Source organism: Rhodoferax sp. BAB1, assembly GCF_013334205.1.
In the GTDB taxonomy this organism is placed as follows: Bacteria; Pseudomonadota; Gammaproteobacteria; order Burkholderiales; family Burkholderiaceae_C; genus Hylemonella.
In genome coordinates, this window is the sequence record NZ_CP054424.1 from 1,814,357 (window position 1) to 1,833,213 (window position 18,857).

Consider the following 18,857-nt stretch of genomic DNA (forward strand, 5'->3'; position numbering starts at 1 on the left):
GGGTCGGTAGGAGAGTGGGCCTGCGGATCATCACGATCCCGACCATGGGCACCCGGATGTCGACCGGGGCCAGGGACCGTTCTTCACAGAACGTCCTGCTGGGCATTGTAGCCCACACCCCAGCTGGCCAGCGCCTCGCGCATATCCTGGGGCAGGTCGGCCTTGAAGACCAGTTCGCGCCCGCTCACGGGGTGGGTGAAGGCCAGGCGCCAGGCATGCAGGGCCTGGCGCGACATGCCGGCCGCCGGCGCGCCGCCGTACAGCGCATCGGCCAGCAGCGCATGGCCGATGGAGGCCGCATGCACGCGGATCTGGTGTGTGCGCCCGGTGTGCAGGGTGCAGCGCAGCCAGCAGCCCTGTTCGGCGTTGTACAGCAGCTCGAAGGTGGTTTTGGCGGGCTTGCCGGGCTGGCGCAACAGGTCCACCACGGCCATGCGCAGGCGGTTGCGCGGGTCGCGCCCGATGGCGCCCTCCACCTCACGCCGCGCCGGGCCGCTCCAGGGCTGGTGCGCCAGCGCCAGGTACTGGCGGCTGACCTCGCGCGCCGCAATCAGCTTGACCAGCGCGTCCATGGTGGTGCGTGTGCGTGCCACCACCATCAGGCCGCTGGTGTCCTTGTCCAGGCGGTGCACGATGCCTGCGCGTGGCAGCTGCGCCGCCTTGGCGTCGTGCGCCAGCAGGCCGTTGAGCAGGGTGCCGCGCCAGTTGCCCGGCGCAGGGTGCACCACCAGGCCGGCCGGTTTGTTGAGCACCAGCAGGTGCTCGTCTTCGTGGACGATGTCCAGCGCCATGGCCTCCGGCAGGAAGGCCTGGCTCTGCGGCGTGGGACGCAGCTCGATCTGCCCCCGCTCACCGGCCCGCACCTTGTGCGCCGGCTTGCGCAGGGTCAGCGCCCCCTGGGTCACGGCGCCGGCCTCGATCAGCTGCTGCAGGTAACTGCGCGAAAACTCGGGCACCAACGCGCTCAGGGCGCGGTCCAGGCGCAGGCCGTGCTGCTCCGTGCCGATGGTCCAGGCCCTCAGTTCGACCTCGGACGCCTCCTCCGCCGCGTCCTCGAAGTCCTCGATGACGGGGTCGGCCGATATAATTGATGCCTGTTGATTCAACGCGATTGCCCCTGATGCCCAGCGCCAAATTATCGGTCGTCTCTGCCCTGCTCCTGGCCGCCGCTGCATTGCTGGCCGGCTGCTCCACCAAACCGGTCGATCCGACCGCCAAGATGACGCCGGAACAGATCCACGAGATGGCCCGCGAGGAGATCTTCAATCTCCAGTACGCCAAGGGCATCGAACTGCTGGAAAAACTCGAAGGCCGCGCCGCCGGCACGCCGCTGGCGCAGCAGGCCCAGCTCGAAAAGGCCCACGCTCACTACAAGAACGAGGAACCGGCCCAGGCCGTGGCCACGCTGGACCGTTTCATCCGCCTGCACCCGGCCAGCCCCGCCATCGACTACGCGCTTTACCTCAAGGGCATGGTCAGTTTCAACGAGGACCTGGGCCTGTTCTCCCGCATCACGCAGCAGGATCTTTCCGAACGCGACCAGCAGGCAGCCAAGGAATCCTTCGCCGCCTTCAAGGAACTGGTCACGCGTTTCCCCCATTCCCGCTACGCCGCCGATGCGAGTGCGCGCATGACCTATATCGTCAACTCGCTGGCCAAGTACGAGGTCCACGTCGCGCGTTATTACTACAGCCGCGGCGCCTACCTGGCGACCATCAACCGCGCCCAGCAGGCCATCGCCGACTACCGCGACGCCCCCGCACTGGAAGAAGCCCTCTACCTCATGGTGCAGTCCTACGACGCCCTGCAGATGCCCCAGCTGCGCGACGACGCGCGCCGTGTGCTGCAGTCCAACTACCCGCAGAGCCGCTACATCGGCGGCAGCGGTGGCGACACCACCACGGTCAGACAGGGTCCGTGGTGGAAGCTGTGGTGAGTTCCAGCAGCCGCTGATCCAGCTCGGCCTCGCTGGCCAGGCGCCGCATCGGCGGCAGTGCCGCCATCAGGCGGCGGCCGTAGCCCATGCTGGCCAGGCGCGTGTCGCAGATCACCAGCACGCCCTGGTCCGAGACCCGCCGGATCAGCCGCCCCGCCCCCTGTTTGAGCGCCACCGCCGCCTCGGGCACGTGGTAATCGTTGAAAGGGCTGCGCCCGGCCGCTTCGAGCCGGCGGCTGCGCGCCTGCACCAGCGGGTCCCCCGGCGGCGGAAAGGGCAGCTTGTCGATCACCACCAGCTGCAGCGCCTCGCCGGGGATGTCCACCCCCTCCCAGAAGGAGGCCGAGGCCACCAGCACACAACCGGGCTGGCCGGGCAGCACCCCCTCGCGGAAACGCTCCAGCAGCTCGCGCTTGGGCAACTGCCCCTGGCTCAGCACCTGCAGCCCGCAATCCGGCGGCAGCAGCTGCGGCAGGCGTTCGCTGATGGTGCGCAGGGCCCGCAGCGTGGTGGTCAGCACCAGGGTGCGCCCGCCCAGCACCGGCGACAGGCGCGCCACCAGGGCGGCCACCTCCTCGCTGTGTCGTGCATCGTTGGGCTTGGACAGCTGGCGCGGCACGTAGACGGCGGCCTGGCGCGCGTAGTCGAAAGGGCTGTCCACTCTTAACACGCGGGCCTCACCCAGGCCGCAGGGCTCGGTGAACCAGCTCAGGCGCTCGTCGTCGCCCAGCGTGGCTGAGGTGAAGATCCAGCTGCGGGAGGCGGCCTCGCCCTCGCGCGGCGCCAGCAGCCGGGTCTGCACCGCCTCGGCGATGTCCAGCGGCGACTCCACCAGGCGCAGCTGCTGGCTCACCTCCAGCCAGCGCACCGCCTCGGGCGCGCGTTCGGCCTGGAAGAATTCCGCCAGCGCCGCCAGCGCCCGGGCGCGCTCGGCCAGGCGCATGAAATCAGGCCCCAGTTCGTCCATGTGCTCCAGCGCGGCGCGGGCCTCGCCGCAGGCGCGCTGCAGCGCCGCCAGGGCCAGGCCCCAGGCGTCGGCGGCTATGCGTTCGGGCGCGGCGCCGTCCCAGGCGTGGCGGCTGCCGCCGGCCGGCGCCCGACCGGCACACAGGCGCAGGTCGCGCGCGGCGCGCTCCACCTCGGCGGTCAGCTGCTGCCAGTCGGCCAGGCCGCGCGCCTGCTGCAGGCCGCAGGCCAGCAGGTCGCGGCAGAAGTCCAGCACCTGCGCGGTGGAGAGCTGGCGGCCCAGGAACTGCACGCCGGTCTCGTTGAGCGTGTGCGCCTCATCGAAGATCACGGTGCGCACGCTGGGCAGCAGCTCGGCCATGCCCGACTCGCGCACGGCCAGGTCGGCGAAGAAGAGATGGTGGTTGATGACCACCACATCGGCCGCCAGTGCCTCGCGCCGCGCCAGGTTCACGTGGCAGTCGCGGTAACGCGGGCAGTTGCTGCCCAGGCAGTTGTCGCGCGTGGAGGTCACCAGCGGGATCACGGGCGAGCGCTCGTCCAGGCCCGGCAGCTCGGACAGGTCGCCGCTGCGGGTCTGCTGGGCCCAGCGCTCCACCCGGGCCAGGGCGTAGGCAGCCTGCGGCGCGGCCATGGCGCCTTCCTGGCGGGCCAGCTCCATGCGGTGCAGGCAGAGGTAACTCGCGCGCCCCTTGAGCAGGGCCATGCGCAGGGGCAGGCCCAGCGCCTCGATCAGGCGCGGCAGGTCGCGGGCGTAGAGCTGGTCCTGCAGGGTCTTGGTGGCGGTGGACAGCAGCACGCGTTCGCCGCTAAGCAGGGCCGGCACCAGGTAGGCGTAGGTCTTGCCCACGCCGGTGCCGGCCTCGGCCACCAACACGCTGCGCTGCTCGATGGCCTCGGCCACGGCCAGCGCCATGTCGGTCTGCCCGCTGCGCGGATGGAATTCGTCGACGGTGCGCGCCAGCACGCCGTCGGGCGCGAAAGCCGCGCGCACGGCTTCAAGCAGGTTCATCGGGCGTGAGTTCGTGTGCGAGGCGGGCGATCTCGTCTCGCAGGACCAGCCGGCGCTTCTTGAGCCGGCGGATCATCAGCTCGTCGATCACGACCTCGTGGCCCAGGCGGTCGATCAGGGCGTCGAGGTCGGCATGCTCGATGCGCAGCTCGATCAGCCGGCGCTGCGGCGAATGCAGGTTGGAATCCAAAAATCAGGCCCGGTGGGAAAACAGCCAAAGCGGGAATACTTGTCAGCTATGCTTTCAGGAATGGTTTGATAATACGACTTTCATCCAGCCTTCACGGGCCGGATCCAGGGGACACAGTGGAAACAGAAGCATGAGCAAAGGCTACCGACTCACCGCGGCCACCGGCATCCACAAGGGCGATCGCGAATACCAGCAGGACCAGGTGGCCGTGTTCACCCATCCGCGCCACATCGGCTGCATGCTGGCCGTGGTGGCCGACGGCATGGGCGGGCGCAGCGGCGGGCGCAAGGCCTCCGACCAGGTCATGCTCACCGCCAAGCAGCTGTTCGAGCGCTACGCCCCCGAGACCGACGATGCCTCGGCCATGCTGTCCCAGTTGGTGCAGGAGGCGCACATCGTCATCAAGCTGACCGCCATCTCGGCCGAGCAGGAACCGCACAGCACCCTGGCCGCCTTCCTGATCAACCCGGGCGGCGACTGCCACTGGATCCATGCCGGCGATTCGCGCATCTACCACTTCCACGCCAACCAGATGGTGCGTCGCACGCTGGACCACTCCTATGTGCAGACCCTGGTCAACCGCGGGGAACTGACCGAAGAGGAAGCCGCCGTGCACCCGCAGTCCAACATCCTGATGGGCTGCCTGGGCACCGAGAGCGACCCGCCGCAGGAGACCCACTTCATCCCGCAACTGCGCCCGGGCGACACGCTCATGGCCTGCAGCGACGGCGTCTGGCACTACTTCAGCAATGATGAACTGGGTTCGGTGCTCTCCAGCCTGTCGGCACGCGAGGCCTCCGAGTTCCTGATCGAGAAGGCGCGCACCCGCGCCAATGGCGGCGGCGACAACCTCTCGCTGGTCATCGTCAAGCTCGAAGCACTGAGCGACAAGCGCTGATAGCGCCTCGAACTGTGTGAATAAATCGTCGCGAGCGAGTCGAGGGCAAGGCGTGCGGAGCGCAGCGACCGAGACATATCAAGACGATAGGCGAGAGAGCGAGCACCGCGCAACGCCGCCATCGGCCCGCGCAGTAGATTTATTCGCACATTTTCAGGGCGGCACCGGCAGGGGCCGGCTCGTCCGTGGCACCTGTCCCGGCTGGGCGCGTTCACGCTGCAGGCGACGGTCTTCGGCTTCCTTCTGCCTGGCCTCGTAGGCCTTCTGCAGCCGGGCACGCTCCGCAGCACTGACGGGTGCCGAAGCCGCTCCTGCCGGCGCCGAGGCAGACGCCGCCGGCACCGGTGCACCCTGCGCCGTCGCCTGCTTCTGCCGGGCGCGCGCCTGCCGCGCCTCGTATTCCTTGCGCGCCGTTTCACGCTGCTCGACCGCCTCCTCGCTGGCGCGCTGGGCGGCACGCTCCTCGGTGCGGCGCAACTGCTCGGCCGCCGCGGCGGCGCGGCGCTCGTCGTTGAGGATGATCTCCTGCCGGCGCAGCTCCTCCAGGGTCACGCGGCGGCGCTTGCGCACCTCGCGCAGGCAGTCGTTGACCGCGAAACGCTGGTAACAGTCGGCCTCCTCCTCGCCATAACGCGCCAGGGCCTGGCTGCGCTCGGCGTCGATGCGGGCGCGCTCGCGCAGCTGGACCTCGGGGTCATAGGAAGCGGGCTGCTGGGCCCAGGCCGGCCCCAGGACAAGCAGGCCGGTCAGCAGGATCAGGAAACGTTTCATGTCAGGCGGGTATCGACCACGCGGCGTTCCTGCTCCAGGAACTCGCGCGACTGCATTTCATTGAGTCGTGACACTGTACGCGGAAATTCGTGCACCAGGGGCCCGTCGGTGTAGAGCTCCTCGGGCGGCACGGCGGCCGACATGATGAGCTTGACGCGCCGGTCGTACAGCACGTCCACCAGCCAGGTGAAACGCCGCGCCTCGGACGCCATGCGCACCGGCATGTGCGGCACATCGCTGAGGAAGACGGTGTGGAACTGGGTGGCGATTTCCAGGTAGTCGTTCTGCGAACGCGGGCCACCGCAGAGCGTGCGGAAATCGAACCACACCACACCACCGGCCTTGCGCCGGGCATGGATCTGGCGCGATTCGATATGCAGCACCGGGTCCTCGTCGCGCGCCTCGGCCAGGCGATCGAAAGCCTGCGCCATGGCGGCATCGGCCTCAGGCCCGAGCGGCGTGTGGTAGGTCCGCACCTGCTCCATGGTGCGCCGGCGATAGTCGGTGCCGTTGTCCACGTTCACCACTTCCATGGTCTGGTTCAGCAGGGCGATGGCGGGCAGGATGCGGTCGCGGTGCAGACCGTTGGGGTAAAGATCGTCGGGCTTGAAATTGGAGGTCGCCACCAGGCCCACGCCGTTCCTGAACAGCGCCGCCAGCAGGCGGTGCAGGATCATGGCATCGGTGATGTCGGCAACGTGGAACTCGTCGAAGCAGATCAGCTTGTACTTGTCGGCCATGCGTTCGGCCAGCGCGTCCAGCGGATTGACCGTGCCCTGCAGCTCGGCCAGTTCGCGGTGCACCTCGCGCATGAACTCGTGGAAGTGCAGGCGCGTCTTGCGCACCAGGGGCACGGCGTTGAAGAAGCAGTCCATCAGGAAGCTCTTGCCCCGCCCCACCCCGCCATACAGGTACACGCCTTTGGGGATGTCGGGGTGGTTGATCAGCTTCTTCAGCGCATTGGCGCGCTTCTCCTTGTAGCGGAACCACTCCGCTGCGCAGCGCTCCAGCGAATGGACGGCGTGCAGCTGCGCGGGGTCACTCGCGTAACCCCGCGTTTTGAGCTCCGCCTCGTAGGCCTCGAGTACCGATGCCAAGCCGTGGTACCCGTGCGCGTCAGAAGTTCAGCGTGCGCTTGTCCACCGCCAGCGCGGCTTCCTTGGTCGCCTCGCTGAGCGACGGGTGCGCGTGGCAGATGCGCGCGATGTCCTCGGCGCTGGCCTTGAACTCCATGGCCACCACGGCCTCGGAGATCAGCTCGCTGGCCATGGGGCCGACAATGTGCACACCCAGGATCTCGTCGGTCTTGGCGTCGGCCAGGAACTTCACCATGCCGGTCGTGTCGCCCAGCGCGCGCGCGCGGCCGTTGGCCAGGAAGGGGAAGGTGCCGGCCTTGTAGGCCACGCCGTCCGCCTTGAGCTGCTGCTCGGTACGGCCGACCCAGGCAATCTCGGGGCTGGTGTAGATGACCCAGGGGATGGTGTTGAAGTTCACATGCCCGTGCTGGCCGGCAATGCGCTCGGCCACGGCCACGCCCTCTTCTTCCGCCTTGTGCGCCAGCATGGGGCCGCGCACCACGTCACCCACGGCCCACACGCCCGGCAGGCTAGTCTTGCAGTCGCCGTCGACCACGATGGCGCCGCGCTCGTCCAATTTCAAGCCGATGGTCTCGGCCCCGAGGCCGATCGTATTCGGCACACGGCCGATCGAGACGATCAGCTTGTCCACGTCCAGCGTCTGGGCCTCGCCCTTGGCATTGGTGTAGGCGATGCTCACACCCTTCTTGCTATTCTTGATCTCGCCAACCTTCACGCCCAGCTCGATTTTCAGGCCCTGCTTGTCGAAGGCCTTCTTGGCCTCCTTGGCAATCTGCTCGTCCACCGCGCCCAGGAAGGTCGGCAGACCTTCGAGGATGGTGACCTCGGCACCGAGGCGGCGCCAGACCGAACCCATCTCCAGGCCGATCACGCCCGAGCCGATCAGGCCCAGCTTCTTCGGGGTGGCGCCCAGGCGCAGCGCGCCGTCGTTGGACAGGACGTTGACCTCGTCGAAGGGCGTGCCCGGCAGGGCCCGGGCGTTGGAGCCGGTCGCCACGATGACCTGCTTGGCCACCAGGGTCTCTTCGGCCGCACCCGCCACCTTGATCTCGTAACCGCCCTCCACCGCTTTCACGAAGGAGCCTCGGCCATGGAAGAAGGACACCTTGTTCTTCTTGAACAGGTAGAGGATGCCGTCGTTGTTCTGCTTCACCACCGTGTCCTTGCGGCCGATCATCCTGGCCACGTCGATCTTGACGTCGCTGGCCGTGATGCCGTGCTCGGCAAAGTGCTTGTTGGCGTGCTCGAAATGCTCGGACGACTGCAGCAAGGCCTTGGACGGGATGCAGCCCACGTTCGTGCAGGTGCCGCCGGGGGCCGGGCCACCCTTCTCGTTCTTCCATTCGTCGATGCAGGCCACGTTCATGCCCAGCTGGGCTGCACGGATGGCGGCGATGTAGCCGCCGGGGCCGCCGCCAATGACGACCACGTCGAATTGTTTGCTCATGTATTTACTCCTGCGCGCACAAGCATCAGTGCGCAAGCTTGAGGGTGACCACCCCGCCGACGATCAGCGCCACGCCCAGGAACCTGGCCAGCGTGGCGGCATCGCCGAAGAACATCACCCCGATCAAAAAAGTACCGGCGCCGCCGATCCCGGTCCACACCGCATAGGCGGTGCCGATCGGGATCTCGCGCTGCGCCATCCACAGCAGCCAGCCGCTGATGCCCATCGAAACGATGGCACCCACGATACCGCTCACACGGTATTCGGCCTGCTGAGACAGCTTGAAGCCCAGGGGCCAGCCGATCTCGAACAGGCCTGCCAGCAGCAGGTAGACCCAGGCCATTCGATCAGATGTCGAACAGCAGACGGGCCGGGTCTTCCAGCGCTTCCTTCATGGCCACCAGGCCCAGCACGGCCTCGCGGCCGTCGATGATGCGGTGGTCGTAGCTCATGGCCAGGTAGTTGATCGGGCGGATCACGATCTGCCCGTTCTCCACCACCGCGCGGTCCTTGGTGGCATGCACGCCCAGGATGGCCGACTGCGGCGGGTTGATGATGGGGGTGGACAGCATGGAGCCGAACACACCGCCGTTGGAAATCGAGAAGGTGCCGCCGGTCATCTCTTCGATGCCCAGCTTGCCGTCACGCGCCTTGGCGCCGTACTCGGCGATCTTCTTCTCGATGTCGGCAAAGCTCATCTGGTCGGCGTTGCGCAGGATGGGCACCACCAGGCCGCGCGGCGAACCCACAGCGATGCCGATGTCGAAGTAGCCGTGGTAGACGATGTCGTTGCCGTCCACCGAGGCGTTGAGCACCGGGTACTTCTTCAGGGCGTGCACGGCGGCCTTGACGAAGAAGGACATGAAGCCGATCTTGACGCCGTGTTCCTTCTCGAACTTCTCCTGGAAGCGCTTGCGCATCTCCATCACCGGGGCCATGTTGACCTCGTTGAAGGTGGTCAGGATGGCGTTGGTGGACTGCGACTGCAGCAGGCGCTCGGCCACGCGGGCGCGCAGGCGCGTCATGGGCACGCGCTGCTCGGGGCGCTCGCCGAGGTTCTGCGGACGCGGGGCCGCCACCTGCGGCAGGGCCGTGGCCGGCGCACCGGTGGGGATGGCAGCGGGCTTGGCGCCGCCACCGGCCACAGCGGCCAGCACGTCACCCTTGGTCACGCGGCCGTCCTTGCCCGTGCCGGGCACGGAGCCGGCGGCAAGTGCGTTGTCGGCCATCAGCTTGGCGGCAGCAGGCATGGCCACGCCGGCCTTGGAGGCGGAGACCGCGGCCGTCGCCACAGCAGGCGCTGCGGCCGCAGCGGCGGCGGGCGCGGCAGCTGCAGCAGGTGCCGCGGCACCGGCCTTGCCTTCGGTGTCGATGCGGGCGATGACCTGGCCGGCCACCACGGTGCCGCCATCGGCCACCAGGATCTCGGCCAGCACGCCGCCGGACGGGGCCGGCACTTCCAGCACCACCTTGTCGGTCTCGATGTCGATCAGGATCTCGTCGGCGGCCACTGCCTCGCCGGCCTTTTTCTTCCATTGCAGCATGGTGGCTTCCGCCACCGATTCGGACAGCTGCGGGACCTTGACTTCTACGATAGCCATTTGAATTCTTTCCGTATCTTTTTGAGTGTTGCGGGGCGCGCCTTCAGCGGCGCCCCGCATTTCTTGAAAAAACGATCTGCCCTTATTTGGTCAGCACGAAGCCCTTGAGCTTGGCGAAGGCCGCTTCCACCAGGGCCTTCTGCTGCTCCTGGTGCAGGTGGGCATAACCCACCGCCGGCGAGGCCGAGGCCGCGCGGCCGGCATAACCCAGCTTCTGGCCTTCGAGCATGTTCTCGTGGATGTTGTGCTGGATGAAGAACCAGGCGCCCTGGTTCTGCGGCTCGTCCTGGCACCACACGATGTCGGTGGCGTTCGGGTACTTCTTGAGCTCGGCAGCGAAGACCTTGTGCGGGAAGGGATAGAGCTGCTCGACGCGGATGATGGCCACGTCGTCCAGGCCCTTCTCCTCGCGCTTCTTGACCAGGTCGTAATAGACCTTGCCGGAACAGGCGACCACGCGCTTGACCTTCTCGGCCTTGATGTCCTTCTGCTCGGGGATCACCGTCTGGAAGCCGCCCTTGGTGAACTCGGACACCGGCGAGGTGGCGTCCTTGTTGCGCAGCAGGGACTTCGGGGTGAAGATGATCAGCGGCTTGCGCAGGCCGCGGATCATCTGGCGGCGCAGCACGTGGAAGATCTGGCTGGCCGTGGTCGGCTGCACGATCTGCATGTTGGTGTCGGCGGCCAGCTGCATGAAACGCTCCACGCGCGCCGAGCTGTGCTCGGGGCCCTGGCCTTCGTAGCCGTGCGGCAGCATCAGCGTGATGCCGTTGACACGGCCCCACTTCACCTCGCCCGAGGCGATGAACTGGTCGATCACCACCTGGGCGCCGTTGGCGAAGTCGCCGAACTGCGCTTCCCAGACCACCAGGGTGTTGGGGTCGTTGGAGGCGTAGCCGTAGTCAAAGGCCAGCACCGCCTCTTCCGACAGGATGGAGTCGATCACGACAAACGGGGCCTGGCCCTCGCCCACGTTCTGCAGCGGCACATAGGTGCCCACGTCCCACTTCTCGCGGTTCTGGTCGTGGATGACGGCGTGGCGGTGGGTGAAGGTGCCGCGGCCCGAATCCTCGCCCGACAGGCGCACCGGGTAGCCGCTGGCGACCAGGGAGGCGAAGGCCATGTGCTCGCCCATGCCCCAGTCCACCGGAATCTCGCCGCGGCCCATGGCGGCGCGGTCGTCGTAGACCTTCTTCACCAGCTGGTGCGGCGCCACCGTCGGGGGGATGGTGGTGATCTTCTCGGCCAGGCGCTTCCACTCGGTCAGCGGAATGGCGGTCTCGGCGGCGTCGGTCCACTTCTTGCCCAGGTAGGGCGACCAGTCCACCGCGAACTTGCTCTTGAAGTTGGTCAGCACCGGGTCCACCGTGTGGCGGCCGGCGTCCATGGCGGCGCGGTAGGCCTTGACCATCTCGTCCGGGCCCTCGGCCGTCAGCACGCCCTGCGTGATGAGCTTGTCACCGTAGAGCTTGCGCGTGCCGGGGTGGGCGCTGATCTTCTTGTACATCAGCGGCTGAGTCAGGCTGGGGGTGTCCTGCTCGTTGTGGCCCAACTTGCGGAAGCAGGTGATGTCCACCACCACGTCCTGGGCGAACTCCATGCGGTATTCCAGCGCCAGCTGGGTGGCCAGCACCACGGCCTCGGGGTCGTCGCCGTTGACGTGCAGCACCGGCGCCTCGACCATCTTGACGATGTCGGTGCAATACACGGTGGAGCGCATGTCACGCGGGTCGGAGGTGGTGAAACCGATCTGGTTGTTGATGATGATGTGCACCGTGCCGCCCGTGGTGTAACCACGGGTCTGGGCCAGCGCCAGGGTTTCCTGGTTCACGCCCTGGCCGCCGAAGGCGGCATCACCGTGCACCAGCACCGGCAGCACCTGCTTGCCCTGCGGGTCGCCGCGGCGGTCCATGCGGGCGCGCACCGAGCCCTCCACCACCGGGTTCACGATTTCCAGGTGCGAGGGGTTGAAAGCCAGGCTCAGGTGCACCGGGCCACCCGCGGTGGACACGTCGGAGCTGAAACCCTGGTGGTATTTCACGTCACCGGCCGGCAGGTCTTCCGGCGCGGTGTGGTCGAACTCGGCGAACAGGTCCGCCGGCATCTTGCCCATGGAGTTCACCAGCACGTTCAGGCGGCCGCGGTGGGCCATACCGATCACGATCTCCTGCACGCCCTTGCTGCCAGCCTGCTGGATCAGCTCGTCCATGGCGGCAATGAAGCTCTCGCCGCCTTCGAGCGAGAAACGCTTCTGGCCGACGTACTTGGTGTGCAGGTAACGCTCCAGACCCTCGGCCGCGGTCAGGCGGTCCAGGATCTGCTTTTTCTTTTCAGCGCCGTAGTTCGGCTTGCTGCGGATGCTCTCCAGCTTCTGCTGCCACCAGCGCTTCTCGGTCTGGTCGGTGGTGTGCATGAACTCGGCACCCAGGGTGCCGCAGTAGGTCTCGCGCAGCGCGTTGAGCAGCTCGCGCAGAGACATGCTGTCCTTGCCGAAGAAGGTGTTGCTGGTGTTGAACACCGTTTCCTGGTCGGCATCGCTGAAACCGTAGAAGGACGGCTCCAGCTCGGGAATGGCGGGGCGCTCGGTGCGCTTGAGCGGGTCCAGGTCGGCCCAGCGCTGGCCCACGTTGCGGTAGGCGGCAATCAGCTGCTGGGTGGCCACGCGCTTGCGACCCATCTCGGAGTCGGCGCCGGTGGCCATGACCACCTGGGTCACGCCCTGCTTGGCACGCTCGGCAAAGGCGTTGACGACCGGCAGGTGGGGAATGTCCTTGGCGTTCGTGCCGTCAACGGCAGGCACGTGCTGCAGGGCGTCGAAATAATCGCGCCAGTTGTCGGGAACGCTGCCGGGGTTGGCGAGGTAGTTCTCGTACATCTCTTCGACGTACGGAGCATTGCCCCCGAACAGATAGGTGTTGTCGCTGTACGTCTGATAGACGGACGCGGTCTTGGAACCCTGAGATTGGGATTCGCTCATATTGCGCTGACCTCCGTTTCCCTGAAGGAAACTTTGAACTGGTTGGAAAAACCTTCCGCGACACGGCTAGACCGGTTGGCGGATGCGACTGTGGCAGGAAGGAGCCTTAGTACGGAGGCGATTGTGCCACCGAATCCCCGGCGGCGCCATGCAACTTATGATTCCAAGCGTTTTTTCTTATGGTTTCGCCACGGCCCCCACCAGCTCGCGCACCTGCTGCAGCGCTGCCGGGTCGTCCATGGTGGTCAGGTCACCCGGGTCGCGGCCCTCGGCCACGGCCTGCAGCGCGCGGCGCAGCAGCTTGCCGCTGCGCGTCTTGGGCAGCAGGTTCACGAAGAACACGCGCGAAGGCCGCGCCACCGCGCCCAGCTGGCTGTCCACCAGCTTCATCACCTCGCCCTCCAGCTTCAGGCGCGCCGCATCGCCGGTCAGCCCGCTGGCGTCCTTGGCTACGGCAAAGGCCATGGCCACCTGGCCCTTGAGCTGGTCGGCCACGCCCACCACGGCCACCTCGGCCACATTGGGGTGGCCGGAGATGCATTCCTCGATCTCGCGCGTGCCCAGGCGGTGGCCGGCCACGTTGATCACGTCGTCGGTGCGGCCCAGGATGAAGAAATAACCGTCCTTGTCGCGGATGCCCCAGTCAAAGGTGCTGTAGACCAGCTTGCCCGGGATGCTCTTCCAGTAGGTGTTGACGAAACGCGCGTCGTCGCGCCACACGGTCTGCATGCAGCCCGGCGGCAGCGGGCCTTCGATGGCCACCACGCCCTTCTGGTCGGGCCCGGTCAACTCCTCGCCCGTGCTCTCGCTGATCAGCTTGACGTCGTAGCCGTACATGGGCACACCCGGGCTGCCGAACTTGCTGGGCGCCTTTTCCACGCCGTTGGCAATGGTCAGGATGGGCCAGCCGGTCTCGGTCTGCCAGTAGTTGTCGATGATGGGCACACCCAGGCCCTGGCTGATCCACTGCGCCGTGGGCTCGTCCAGCGGCTCGCCCGCCAGGTACAGGGCCTTGAGGCTGGAGAGGTCGTACTTCTTGAGGAAGGCCGGGTCCTGCTTCTTGAGCACACGCACCGCCGTGGGTGCCGAGAACATGCGCGAGACCTTGTACTTCTCCACCAGCTGCCACCAGATGCCGGCGTCCGGCCGGATGGGCAGGCCCTCGTACATGATGGTGGCCATGCCGGCGATCAGCGGGCCGTAGACGATGTAGCTGTGCCCCACCACCCAGCCGATGTCGCTGGTGGAGAAATAGGTCTCGCCCGGCTTGCCCTCGAAGATGTACTTCATGCTGGCCGCCAGCGCCACGGCATAACCGCCGGTGTCGCGCTGCACGCCCTTCGGCTTGCCGGTGGTGCCACTGGTGTAGAGCGTGTAGCTGATATGGGTGGCGTCCACCCACTCGCAAGGCACCTTGGTGTCCAGGTGTTTTTCGCGCAGCGGGCCCCACAGGTGGTCGCGCCCGGCCGTCAGCTCCATGGGCGGCAGCCCGCGGTCCACCAGCAGCACGGCAGCGGGTTTGTGTTTGGACAGGCGGATGGCCTCGTCCAGCAGCGGCTTGTAGGCCACCACCTTGCCGCCACGCGAGCCCGCGTCGGCGCTGACCACCACCTTGGGCTCGGCGTCCTCGATACGCGAGGCCAGCGAACCCGAGGCAAAACCGCCGAACACCACCGAGTGGATGGCGCCTATGCGCGCGCAGGCCAGCATGGCAAAAGCTGCCTCGGCAATCATGGGCATGTAGATCAGCACACGGTCGCCCTTTTGCACACCCAGTTCGCGCAGGCTGGCCGCCATGCGCTGCACCTCGGCGTGCAGTTCGCGGAAGCTGTAGGTCTTTTCCTGCCCGGTCTCGGTGCTGACGTAGATCAGCGCGGCTTGGTCACCGCGCTCTTTCAGGTGCCGGTCCACCGCGTTGTGGCAGAGGTTGGTCTGGCCGCCCACGTACCAGCGCGCAAACGGCGGGTTGCTGTAGTCGCAAATCTGCTGGGGGGCCTTCTGCCAGTCGATCAACTGGGCCTGTTCGGCCCAGAAGGCCTCGCGGTCGGTGATGGAACGGCGGTGAAACTCGGCGTAACGACTCATCCAGGCTCTCCTCGGTTTATCTGTCTTGGAACTGAATTCATAATTATGAGCATCGATCTTGCTGCAAACTGACGCTCGGCGGCCATCCCGGGGCCGCAAAATGAACTAAATCAAGCCTTTCAAGGCTTGCGCCTGGCCGGCCGGCGCCAGGGCCGCGGCGGCCAGCGCCGCCACAGCCACAGCACACCCAGGCCGAACAAGGTGTAGACCAGCCCGAAGACCCAGGGCGGCGCGTCGTAATACAGCAGGCGCTGCACCCAGTGTTCGATGAAGCTTTTCTCGTAGCCCGCGTTGCGCGCCTGCCGCCGCAACCAGATCTCCAGCACCGTCAGCGGGCAATGCGCGCCCAGCCAGGTCTGCAGCACCACGAAGCTGATGGCCCCCAGATGTGCCCAGCGCAGCAGCGGCGCGCGTACCCAGGCCCAGCCCGCCGGCCCGCCCAGCAGCACCACCAGCGCCCCGCCCAGCACGAAGGCCACCACCGCGGCATGCAGGGCGAGCACCGCATCGGCCAGCAAGCGCCAGAGCTGCAGGGTGTCCATGATGGCCGCATATTACGGGGCGCAGGCGGTGCGGCCCACTGCCGGTTTCCCCTACACTCGCTGGCATGCTGCACAGCCCCATCAAACACTGCAAGAACTGCGGCGTGGCCGTGGTCTACCGCATCCCCGACGACGGCGACACCCGCGAACGCGCCGTCTGCCCATCCTGCAGCACCATCCACTACGAAAACCCGCTGAACGTGGTGGGCACCGTACCCTACTGGGGCGACAAGGTGCTGCTGTGCAAACGCAATATCGAGCCGCGCAAGGGCAAGTGGACGCTGCCGGCCGGTTTCCTGGAGCTGGGTGAAAGCACGGCCCAGGGCGCGGCCCGCGAAACCGACGAGGAAGCCGGCGCCCAGATCGAGCTGGAAGGCCTGTTCACCATCATCAGCGTGGCGCGCGTGGGCCAGGTGCACCTGTTCTATCGCGCCAAACTGCTGAGCGACCAGTTCGCCCCCGGCACCGAAACCATGGAAGCCCAGCTCTACGCCGAGCACGAGATCCCCTGGGACGAAATCGCCTTTCGCACCGTCAAGGAAACACTGGAGCGCTACTTCGCCGACCGCAAGGCCGGCCGCTACCAGGTGCACGACGTCGACCTGGTCTGAGCGGCCCCCGACATATACCCTTACATCTCCCCGCTTTTCCCGCTTTCAGAAGGCCGGAATTGGGGGTACATTCGTCCTGAGCATGCGCAAAGTGTGAACTACTTCACACACCCCACGACAACACGACGGCAGAGACATGAAACGGCAAGAGCATTTTTGGAACGTCGACCTACGGGAAGTCTTCAGGGAATGGCTCTCCCAGCTCTGGACTTTTTTCCTGACTTTGCTGACTTTCATCGGCATCGGCCTGCCCGTGCTCATCTCGATCTTCGTGCTGTGGTATCTTGCTGGCTTCCCCCGTATTTCCTGGTAAACCCTGAGGCGGTGGCGCCCTGACACTTGCACGGCGGCCCGCCCGTTCCCCGTGTAAGAGCCACCCCAAGTGAAAAACGAGTCCGCCTACCTGCAAGCCACGCAGGACCTGCCCGCCGGCGAGGCCGAAACGCCGGCCGCCGCCGACCCCACCATCGTGCTCCTGCCCCTGTACCGTGCCGGCACGCGCGTGAGCTACCAGGGCCGCGACTACACCGTGGGCCACGTGGTCATCAACCGCAGCGAGCTGCAGGTCTACCTACAGGAACTGGGCAGTTCGGTGCCCGCTGAAAAAGTGCAACTCGCCCCCACCCGCCTGGTGCTGCAGCGCAGCTGAGCGCGCACGGCTCCGCTGCCTCGCTGGCGGCGGTCTGGCGGCTGAAATCTGCGTTTGGGATTGGTCAGCCCGGAGGGGATCGAACCCCCGACCCACAGCTTAGAAGGCTGTTGCTCTATCCAACTGAGCTACGGGCTGACGAGAAGAAATGTGGGTGGCGGATCATACCGCCCTGGCGCACCCTGCTGCTGTTGCCAGCCCTCTGAGTCGCTGGGCTGGCCGTCCCAACTTGAAGTCGCAGTTTGCGATATCAAGTTGGTGAACCCCTCCAGGCTCAACTGAGGCAACTTGAGGTCACATTTTGTGACCTCAAACGCCAAGAGCCAAATTGGCGCTTAATGCACCCATCAGGAGTGACGCCATGCCCGCCCACGCCACCGGCTCTCCCCCCACCAAACGCCCCACCGCCAAGCGCAAGGCAAGTCAGGCAAATACCCTGCTCGCCCACTTCATGGCCGTGGAAGAGAACGGCAGCCTGGCCCAGCGCGTGCGCGAGGTGGTGGCCGGCAACCGCAGCAAGGCCGCCGCCTGAGTTGACTCAGCCCTGCAACCTTGCCGCCTGCATCAAAGCGGGCTGTAGATGCTGGCGCAGCCGCACCAGTACCTCCGGCAAGGGCACCGGCGCAAGGTCGTTCTTCTTCAGGAAAGCCTGCCAGTGGGTCCGGCGCGTGTCGTCTTCCGCGAACGCATCCGTCAGGCCCAGCGGCAAGGTCGATGGAACCGGCATGCCGCGCCGCGCAAAGGTGGCGGCAATCGCCTGGGCCAGGGTTTCCAGTTCCAGGGACTCGCGTTCGAAGATGACCATCAAATCCAGATAGTCCTTCATGCGGGTATTGGCCATGCCCAACAGTGCAATGGCGTGCAACTTCTCGGCCACCACGGTATGGACCGGATAGGCACGCAGTTGCGGCGCCGGAAAGTCTGGCAACAGCACCGGATACTTCACCGCCACCGGGCCGGGAACGACCGCATCGCCAAAACCGATGTCCACCTGAGCCCGCAAACGTGCGCCCGCGAGTTCGGCGTTGATGAAGATGCGGGCACCGGGGTAACCTGCCTCCTTGCGGATGTCCTCGGCGCTGACGCTGGACGGGTCAAACACCACACCGTCCGCCACCGCAATGGCCGCCACCTCGCGAAAGGTCTGGGCCACGGAAGGCAGATCACTGGGGCCGTACCCCAGCAAATCGACATCGCGGGTCGGCCGGTGCGGCATGTCGTACCAGACCGTGAACAGCATCGCCCCCTTGAGCAGAAAGCGCTCGGCATGGTCCGACTGCCCCAGCCGGTACAGCAGGCGCTCCAGCGTGTAGCGCAGCAGCACACCATTGAAATCTGATCTCTCGGCCTTGGCCAGGTTGAGCAGCCGCGCCCGCACCGAAGCGGCCAGATTCTTGCCATTGCCCTCGCTCATGCCAGGGCCTCCAGGTAGGGCCGCATCACCTGGGCCACACGGCAGATCCCCGCGTAGTGCCAGATCTCATCCACCGTGGCCTTGTTCTGCGCACGCGCCTCGCGCAGCGCCTCTAGCGCCACGTCCAGGCCGACCTTGTTGCGGTGCTTGAAGCAGTCGGCCACGGTCTTGGCCACGCCATACACACGCAGGGGCACCTGGTCACGCGTGTGCAGCTCGATCCCCTCGTCAAAGGCCTCGCCGGAAGACTGCACCATCTTCAGCGGCGGATAGTCCAGCCGGGGCACATGGCTGCCGCGCGGCATGGCGATCCACACCTGCCGCGGCAGCTGGGTCGTCAGCCCGTGAAACTGCAGGGCCGTGAGCAGACAGAACACCGCCTGCGGCACCCGGGCCGCCACCGTGGCCAGCGTCTCATGCGCCGAAACCTGCGCGCCCGGCAGCCGGTACAGCCCGCGCCCGACGCGCTCCAGCTGCCCGCTGGCCATCAGACGCGTCAGCACCACACGCGCCGCACCCACGTCCTCCAGATCACCGGGGCGCAGCACACCCCTGCGACGCGCCAGATCGAGAACGCGCTGCGGATGGGTATCGGCGTGAATGCTGCGGCCTGCCTTGGTTTTCATGACAGGCGCAGTATGTTCCATTTTTTCGTCAAATG

19 protein-coding genes and 1 tRNA gene are annotated in these 18,857 nt (G+C 66.7%); 6 read left to right on the top strand and 14 right to left on the bottom strand.

The genetic code is table 11. The annotated features are described in order from the left end of the window. Positions 1–83: 83 nt before the first annotated feature. The gene (locus tag HTY51_RS08660; RefSeq protein WP_254607031.1) at positions 84–1,106 is read right to left on the bottom strand and encodes an RluA family pseudouridine synthase; all 1,023 of its coding nucleotides are present in this window, start codon (positions 1,104–1,106) and stop codon (positions 84–86) included. A gap of 14 nt (positions 1,107–1,120) precedes the next feature. Between HTY51_RS08660 and HTY51_RS08665 the strand changes: the two genes are divergently transcribed. Continuing rightward, complete coding sequence (locus HTY51_RS08665) at positions 1,121–1,936, top strand: outer membrane protein assembly factor BamD (RefSeq protein ID WP_174252368.1); 816 nt, start codon at positions 1,121–1,123, stop codon at positions 1,934–1,936. Here the strand turns inward: HTY51_RS08665 and HTY51_RS08670 are convergent. Together HTY51_RS08670 and HTY51_RS08675 are read right to left on the bottom strand one after the other, a co-directional pair. Next, positions 1,905–3,914, bottom strand: a complete 2,010-nt coding sequence (locus HTY51_RS08670) for an ATP-dependent DNA helicase (protein ID WP_174252369.1) — start codon at positions 3,912–3,914, stop codon at positions 1,905–1,907. The genes HTY51_RS08665 and HTY51_RS08670 overlap by 32 nt on opposite strands. Then, a complete protein-coding gene (locus tag HTY51_RS08675) occupies positions 3,901–4,104 on the bottom strand; it encodes a YdcH family protein (RefSeq protein WP_174252370.1) in 204 nt (67 codons plus the stop codon). Before HTY51_RS08675 ends, HTY51_RS08670 begins: the two co-directional genes overlap by 14 nt. Positions 4,105–4,234: 130 nt before the next feature. Here HTY51_RS08675 and HTY51_RS08680 point away from each other — a divergent pair, with 130 nt between their 5' ends. Continuing rightward, on the top strand, positions 4,235–5,002 hold the full coding sequence (locus HTY51_RS08680; protein ID WP_174252371.1) for a PP2C family serine/threonine-protein phosphatase: 768 nt from the start codon (positions 4,235–4,237) through the stop codon (positions 5,000–5,002). Between the two features lie 153 nt (positions 5,003–5,155). Here HTY51_RS08680 and HTY51_RS08685 read toward each other — a convergent pair whose 3' ends face one another. From HTY51_RS08685 to HTY51_RS08720, 8 genes are all read right to left on the bottom strand, one after another. Further along, complete coding sequence (locus HTY51_RS08685) at positions 5,156–5,773, bottom strand: hypothetical protein (protein ID WP_174252372.1); 618 nt, start codon at positions 5,771–5,773, stop codon at positions 5,156–5,158. Beyond that, positions 5,770–6,870: a cell division protein ZapE gene (zapE, locus tag HTY51_RS08690; protein WP_174252373.1), complete on the bottom strand. Its 1,101-nt coding sequence runs from the start codon at positions 6,868–6,870 to the stop codon at positions 5,770–5,772. Before zapE ends, HTY51_RS08685 begins: the two co-directional genes overlap by 4 nt. A gap of 19 nt (positions 6,871–6,889) precedes the next feature. After that, positions 6,890–8,317 (bottom strand): dihydrolipoyl dehydrogenase, encoded by a 1,428-nt coding sequence (gene lpdA, locus HTY51_RS08695; RefSeq protein WP_174252374.1) that lies wholly within the window; start codon positions 8,315–8,317, stop codon positions 6,890–6,892. Positions 8,318–8,342: 25 nt separating this feature from the next. Next, positions 8,343–8,660: a multidrug efflux SMR transporter gene (locus tag HTY51_RS08700; protein ID WP_174252375.1), complete on the bottom strand. Its 318-nt coding sequence runs from the start codon at positions 8,658–8,660 to the stop codon at positions 8,343–8,345. Positions 8,661–8,664: 4 nt separating this feature from the next. Continuing rightward, complete coding sequence (odhB, locus tag HTY51_RS08705; RefSeq protein WP_174252376.1) at positions 8,665–9,918, bottom strand: 2-oxoglutarate dehydrogenase complex dihydrolipoyllysine-residue succinyltransferase; 1,254 nt, start codon at positions 9,916–9,918, stop codon at positions 8,665–8,667. A gap of 82 nt (positions 9,919–10,000) precedes the next feature. Next, the gene (locus tag HTY51_RS08710; protein ID WP_174252377.1) at positions 10,001–12,895 is read right to left on the bottom strand and encodes a 2-oxoglutarate dehydrogenase E1 component; all 2,895 of its coding nucleotides are present in this window, start codon (positions 12,893–12,895) and stop codon (positions 10,001–10,003) included. A 177-nt stretch (positions 12,896–13,072) separates the two neighbouring features. Beyond that, on the bottom strand, positions 13,073–14,980 hold the full coding sequence (locus HTY51_RS08715) for a propionate--CoA ligase (protein ID WP_254607032.1): 1,908 nt from the start codon (positions 14,978–14,980) through the stop codon (positions 13,073–13,075). A 119-nt stretch (positions 14,981–15,099) separates the two neighbouring features. Then, positions 15,100–15,522, bottom strand: a complete 423-nt coding sequence (locus tag HTY51_RS08720) for a DUF2784 domain-containing protein (protein WP_174252378.1) — start codon at positions 15,520–15,522, stop codon at positions 15,100–15,102. Positions 15,523–15,587: 65 nt separating this feature from the next. On the opposite strand from HTY51_RS08720, the gene HTY51_RS08725 reads away from it, so the two are divergent. From HTY51_RS08725 to HTY51_RS08735, 3 genes are all read left to right on the top strand, one after another. After that, positions 15,588–16,133, top strand: coding sequence for an NUDIX hydrolase (locus HTY51_RS08725; protein ID WP_174252379.1), 546 nt, complete (start codon positions 15,588–15,590; stop codon positions 16,131–16,133). 136 nt (positions 16,134–16,269) lie between these two features. Beyond that, on the top strand, positions 16,270–16,446 hold the full coding sequence (locus tag HTY51_RS08730) for a hypothetical protein (RefSeq protein ID WP_156404540.1): 177 nt from the start codon (positions 16,270–16,272) through the stop codon (positions 16,444–16,446). Positions 16,447–16,515: 69 nt separating this feature from the next. Beyond that, positions 16,516–16,782 (top strand): hypothetical protein, encoded by a 267-nt coding sequence (locus HTY51_RS08735; RefSeq protein WP_174252380.1) that lies wholly within the window; start codon positions 16,516–16,518, stop codon positions 16,780–16,782. A gap of 61 nt (positions 16,783–16,843) precedes the next feature. On the opposite strand, the gene HTY51_RS08740 is transcribed toward HTY51_RS08735, so the two are convergent. Further along, positions 16,844–16,920 (bottom strand) — tRNA-Arg (locus HTY51_RS08740). 223 nt (positions 16,921–17,143) lie between these two features. Here HTY51_RS08740 and HTY51_RS08745 point away from each other — a divergent pair. Continuing rightward, positions 17,144–17,314 (top strand): hypothetical protein, encoded by a 171-nt coding sequence (locus HTY51_RS08745; RefSeq protein ID WP_174252381.1) that lies wholly within the window; start codon positions 17,144–17,146, stop codon positions 17,312–17,314. Between the two features lie 6 nt (positions 17,315–17,320). Here HTY51_RS08745 and HTY51_RS08750 read toward each other — a convergent pair whose 3' ends face one another. Both HTY51_RS08750 and HTY51_RS08755 read right to left on the bottom strand, forming a co-directional pair. Then, entirely contained in the window at positions 17,321–18,196 is an 876-nt protein-coding gene (locus HTY51_RS08750; protein ID WP_174252382.1) for a nucleotidyl transferase AbiEii/AbiGii toxin family protein, read from the bottom strand. Further along, positions 18,193–18,822 carry an AbiEi antitoxin N-terminal domain-containing protein gene (locus tag HTY51_RS08755; protein WP_217448258.1) on the bottom strand — a complete coding sequence of 210 codons (630 nt, stop codon included), beginning with the start codon at positions 18,820–18,822 and terminating at the stop codon, positions 18,193–18,195. The genes HTY51_RS08750 and HTY51_RS08755 overlap by 4 nt, the downstream gene beginning before the upstream one ends. Between the last annotated feature and the right edge of the window lie 35 nt (positions 18,823–18,857).

What these genes read in the sequence shown, in the direction of transcription:
- HTY51_RS08665 (WP_174252368.1), top strand. Translation starts at nt 1,121, where the DNA reads ATGCCCAGCGCCAAATTATCGGTCGTCTCTGCCCTGCTCCTGGCCGCC.
- HTY51_RS08670 (WP_174252369.1), bottom strand. Translation starts at nt 3,914, where the DNA reads ATGAACCTGCTTGAAGCCGTGCGCGCGGCTTTCGCGCCCGACGGCGTG.
- HTY51_RS08680 (WP_174252371.1), top strand. Translation starts at nt 4,235, where the DNA reads ATGAGCAAAGGCTACCGACTCACCGCGGCCACCGGCATCCACAAGGGC.
- HTY51_RS08685 (WP_174252372.1), bottom strand. Translation starts at nt 5,773, where the DNA reads ATGAAACGTTTCCTGATCCTGCTGACCGGCCTGCTTGTCCTGGGGCCG.
- lpdA (WP_174252374.1), bottom strand. Translation starts at nt 8,317, where the DNA reads ATGAGCAAACAATTCGACGTGGTCGTCATTGGCGGCGGCCCCGGCGGC.
- HTY51_RS08700 (WP_174252375.1), bottom strand. Translation starts at nt 8,660, where the DNA reads ATGGCCTGGGTCTACCTGCTGCTGGCAGGCCTGTTCGAGATCGGCTGG.
- odhB (WP_174252376.1), bottom strand. Translation starts at nt 9,918, where the DNA reads ATGGCTATCGTAGAAGTCAAGGTCCCGCAGCTGTCCGAATCGGTGGCG.
- HTY51_RS08710 (WP_174252377.1), bottom strand. Translation starts at nt 12,895, where the DNA reads ATGAGCGAATCCCAATCTCAGGGTTCCAAGACCGCGTCCGTCTATCAG.
- HTY51_RS08715 (WP_254607032.1), bottom strand. Translation starts at nt 14,980, where the DNA reads ATGAGTCGTTACGCCGAGTTTCACCGCCGTTCCATCACCGACCGCGAG.
- HTY51_RS08720 (WP_174252378.1), bottom strand. Translation starts at nt 15,522, where the DNA reads ATGGACACCCTGCAGCTCTGGCGCTTGCTGGCCGATGCGGTGCTCGCC.
- HTY51_RS08725 (WP_174252379.1), top strand. Translation starts at nt 15,588, where the DNA reads ATGCTGCACAGCCCCATCAAACACTGCAAGAACTGCGGCGTGGCCGTG.
- HTY51_RS08730 (WP_156404540.1), top strand. Translation starts at nt 16,270, where the DNA reads ATGAAACGGCAAGAGCATTTTTGGAACGTCGACCTACGGGAAGTCTTC.
- HTY51_RS08745 (WP_174252381.1), top strand. Translation starts at nt 17,144, where the DNA reads ATGCCCGCCCACGCCACCGGCTCTCCCCCCACCAAACGCCCCACCGCC.
- HTY51_RS08750 (WP_174252382.1), bottom strand. Translation starts at nt 18,196, where the DNA reads ATGAGCGAGGGCAATGGCAAGAATCTGGCCGCTTCGGTGCGGGCGCGG.
- HTY51_RS08755 (WP_217448258.1), bottom strand. Translation starts at nt 18,822, where the DNA reads ATGAAAACCAAGGCAGGCCGCAGCATTCACGCCGATACCCATCCGCAG.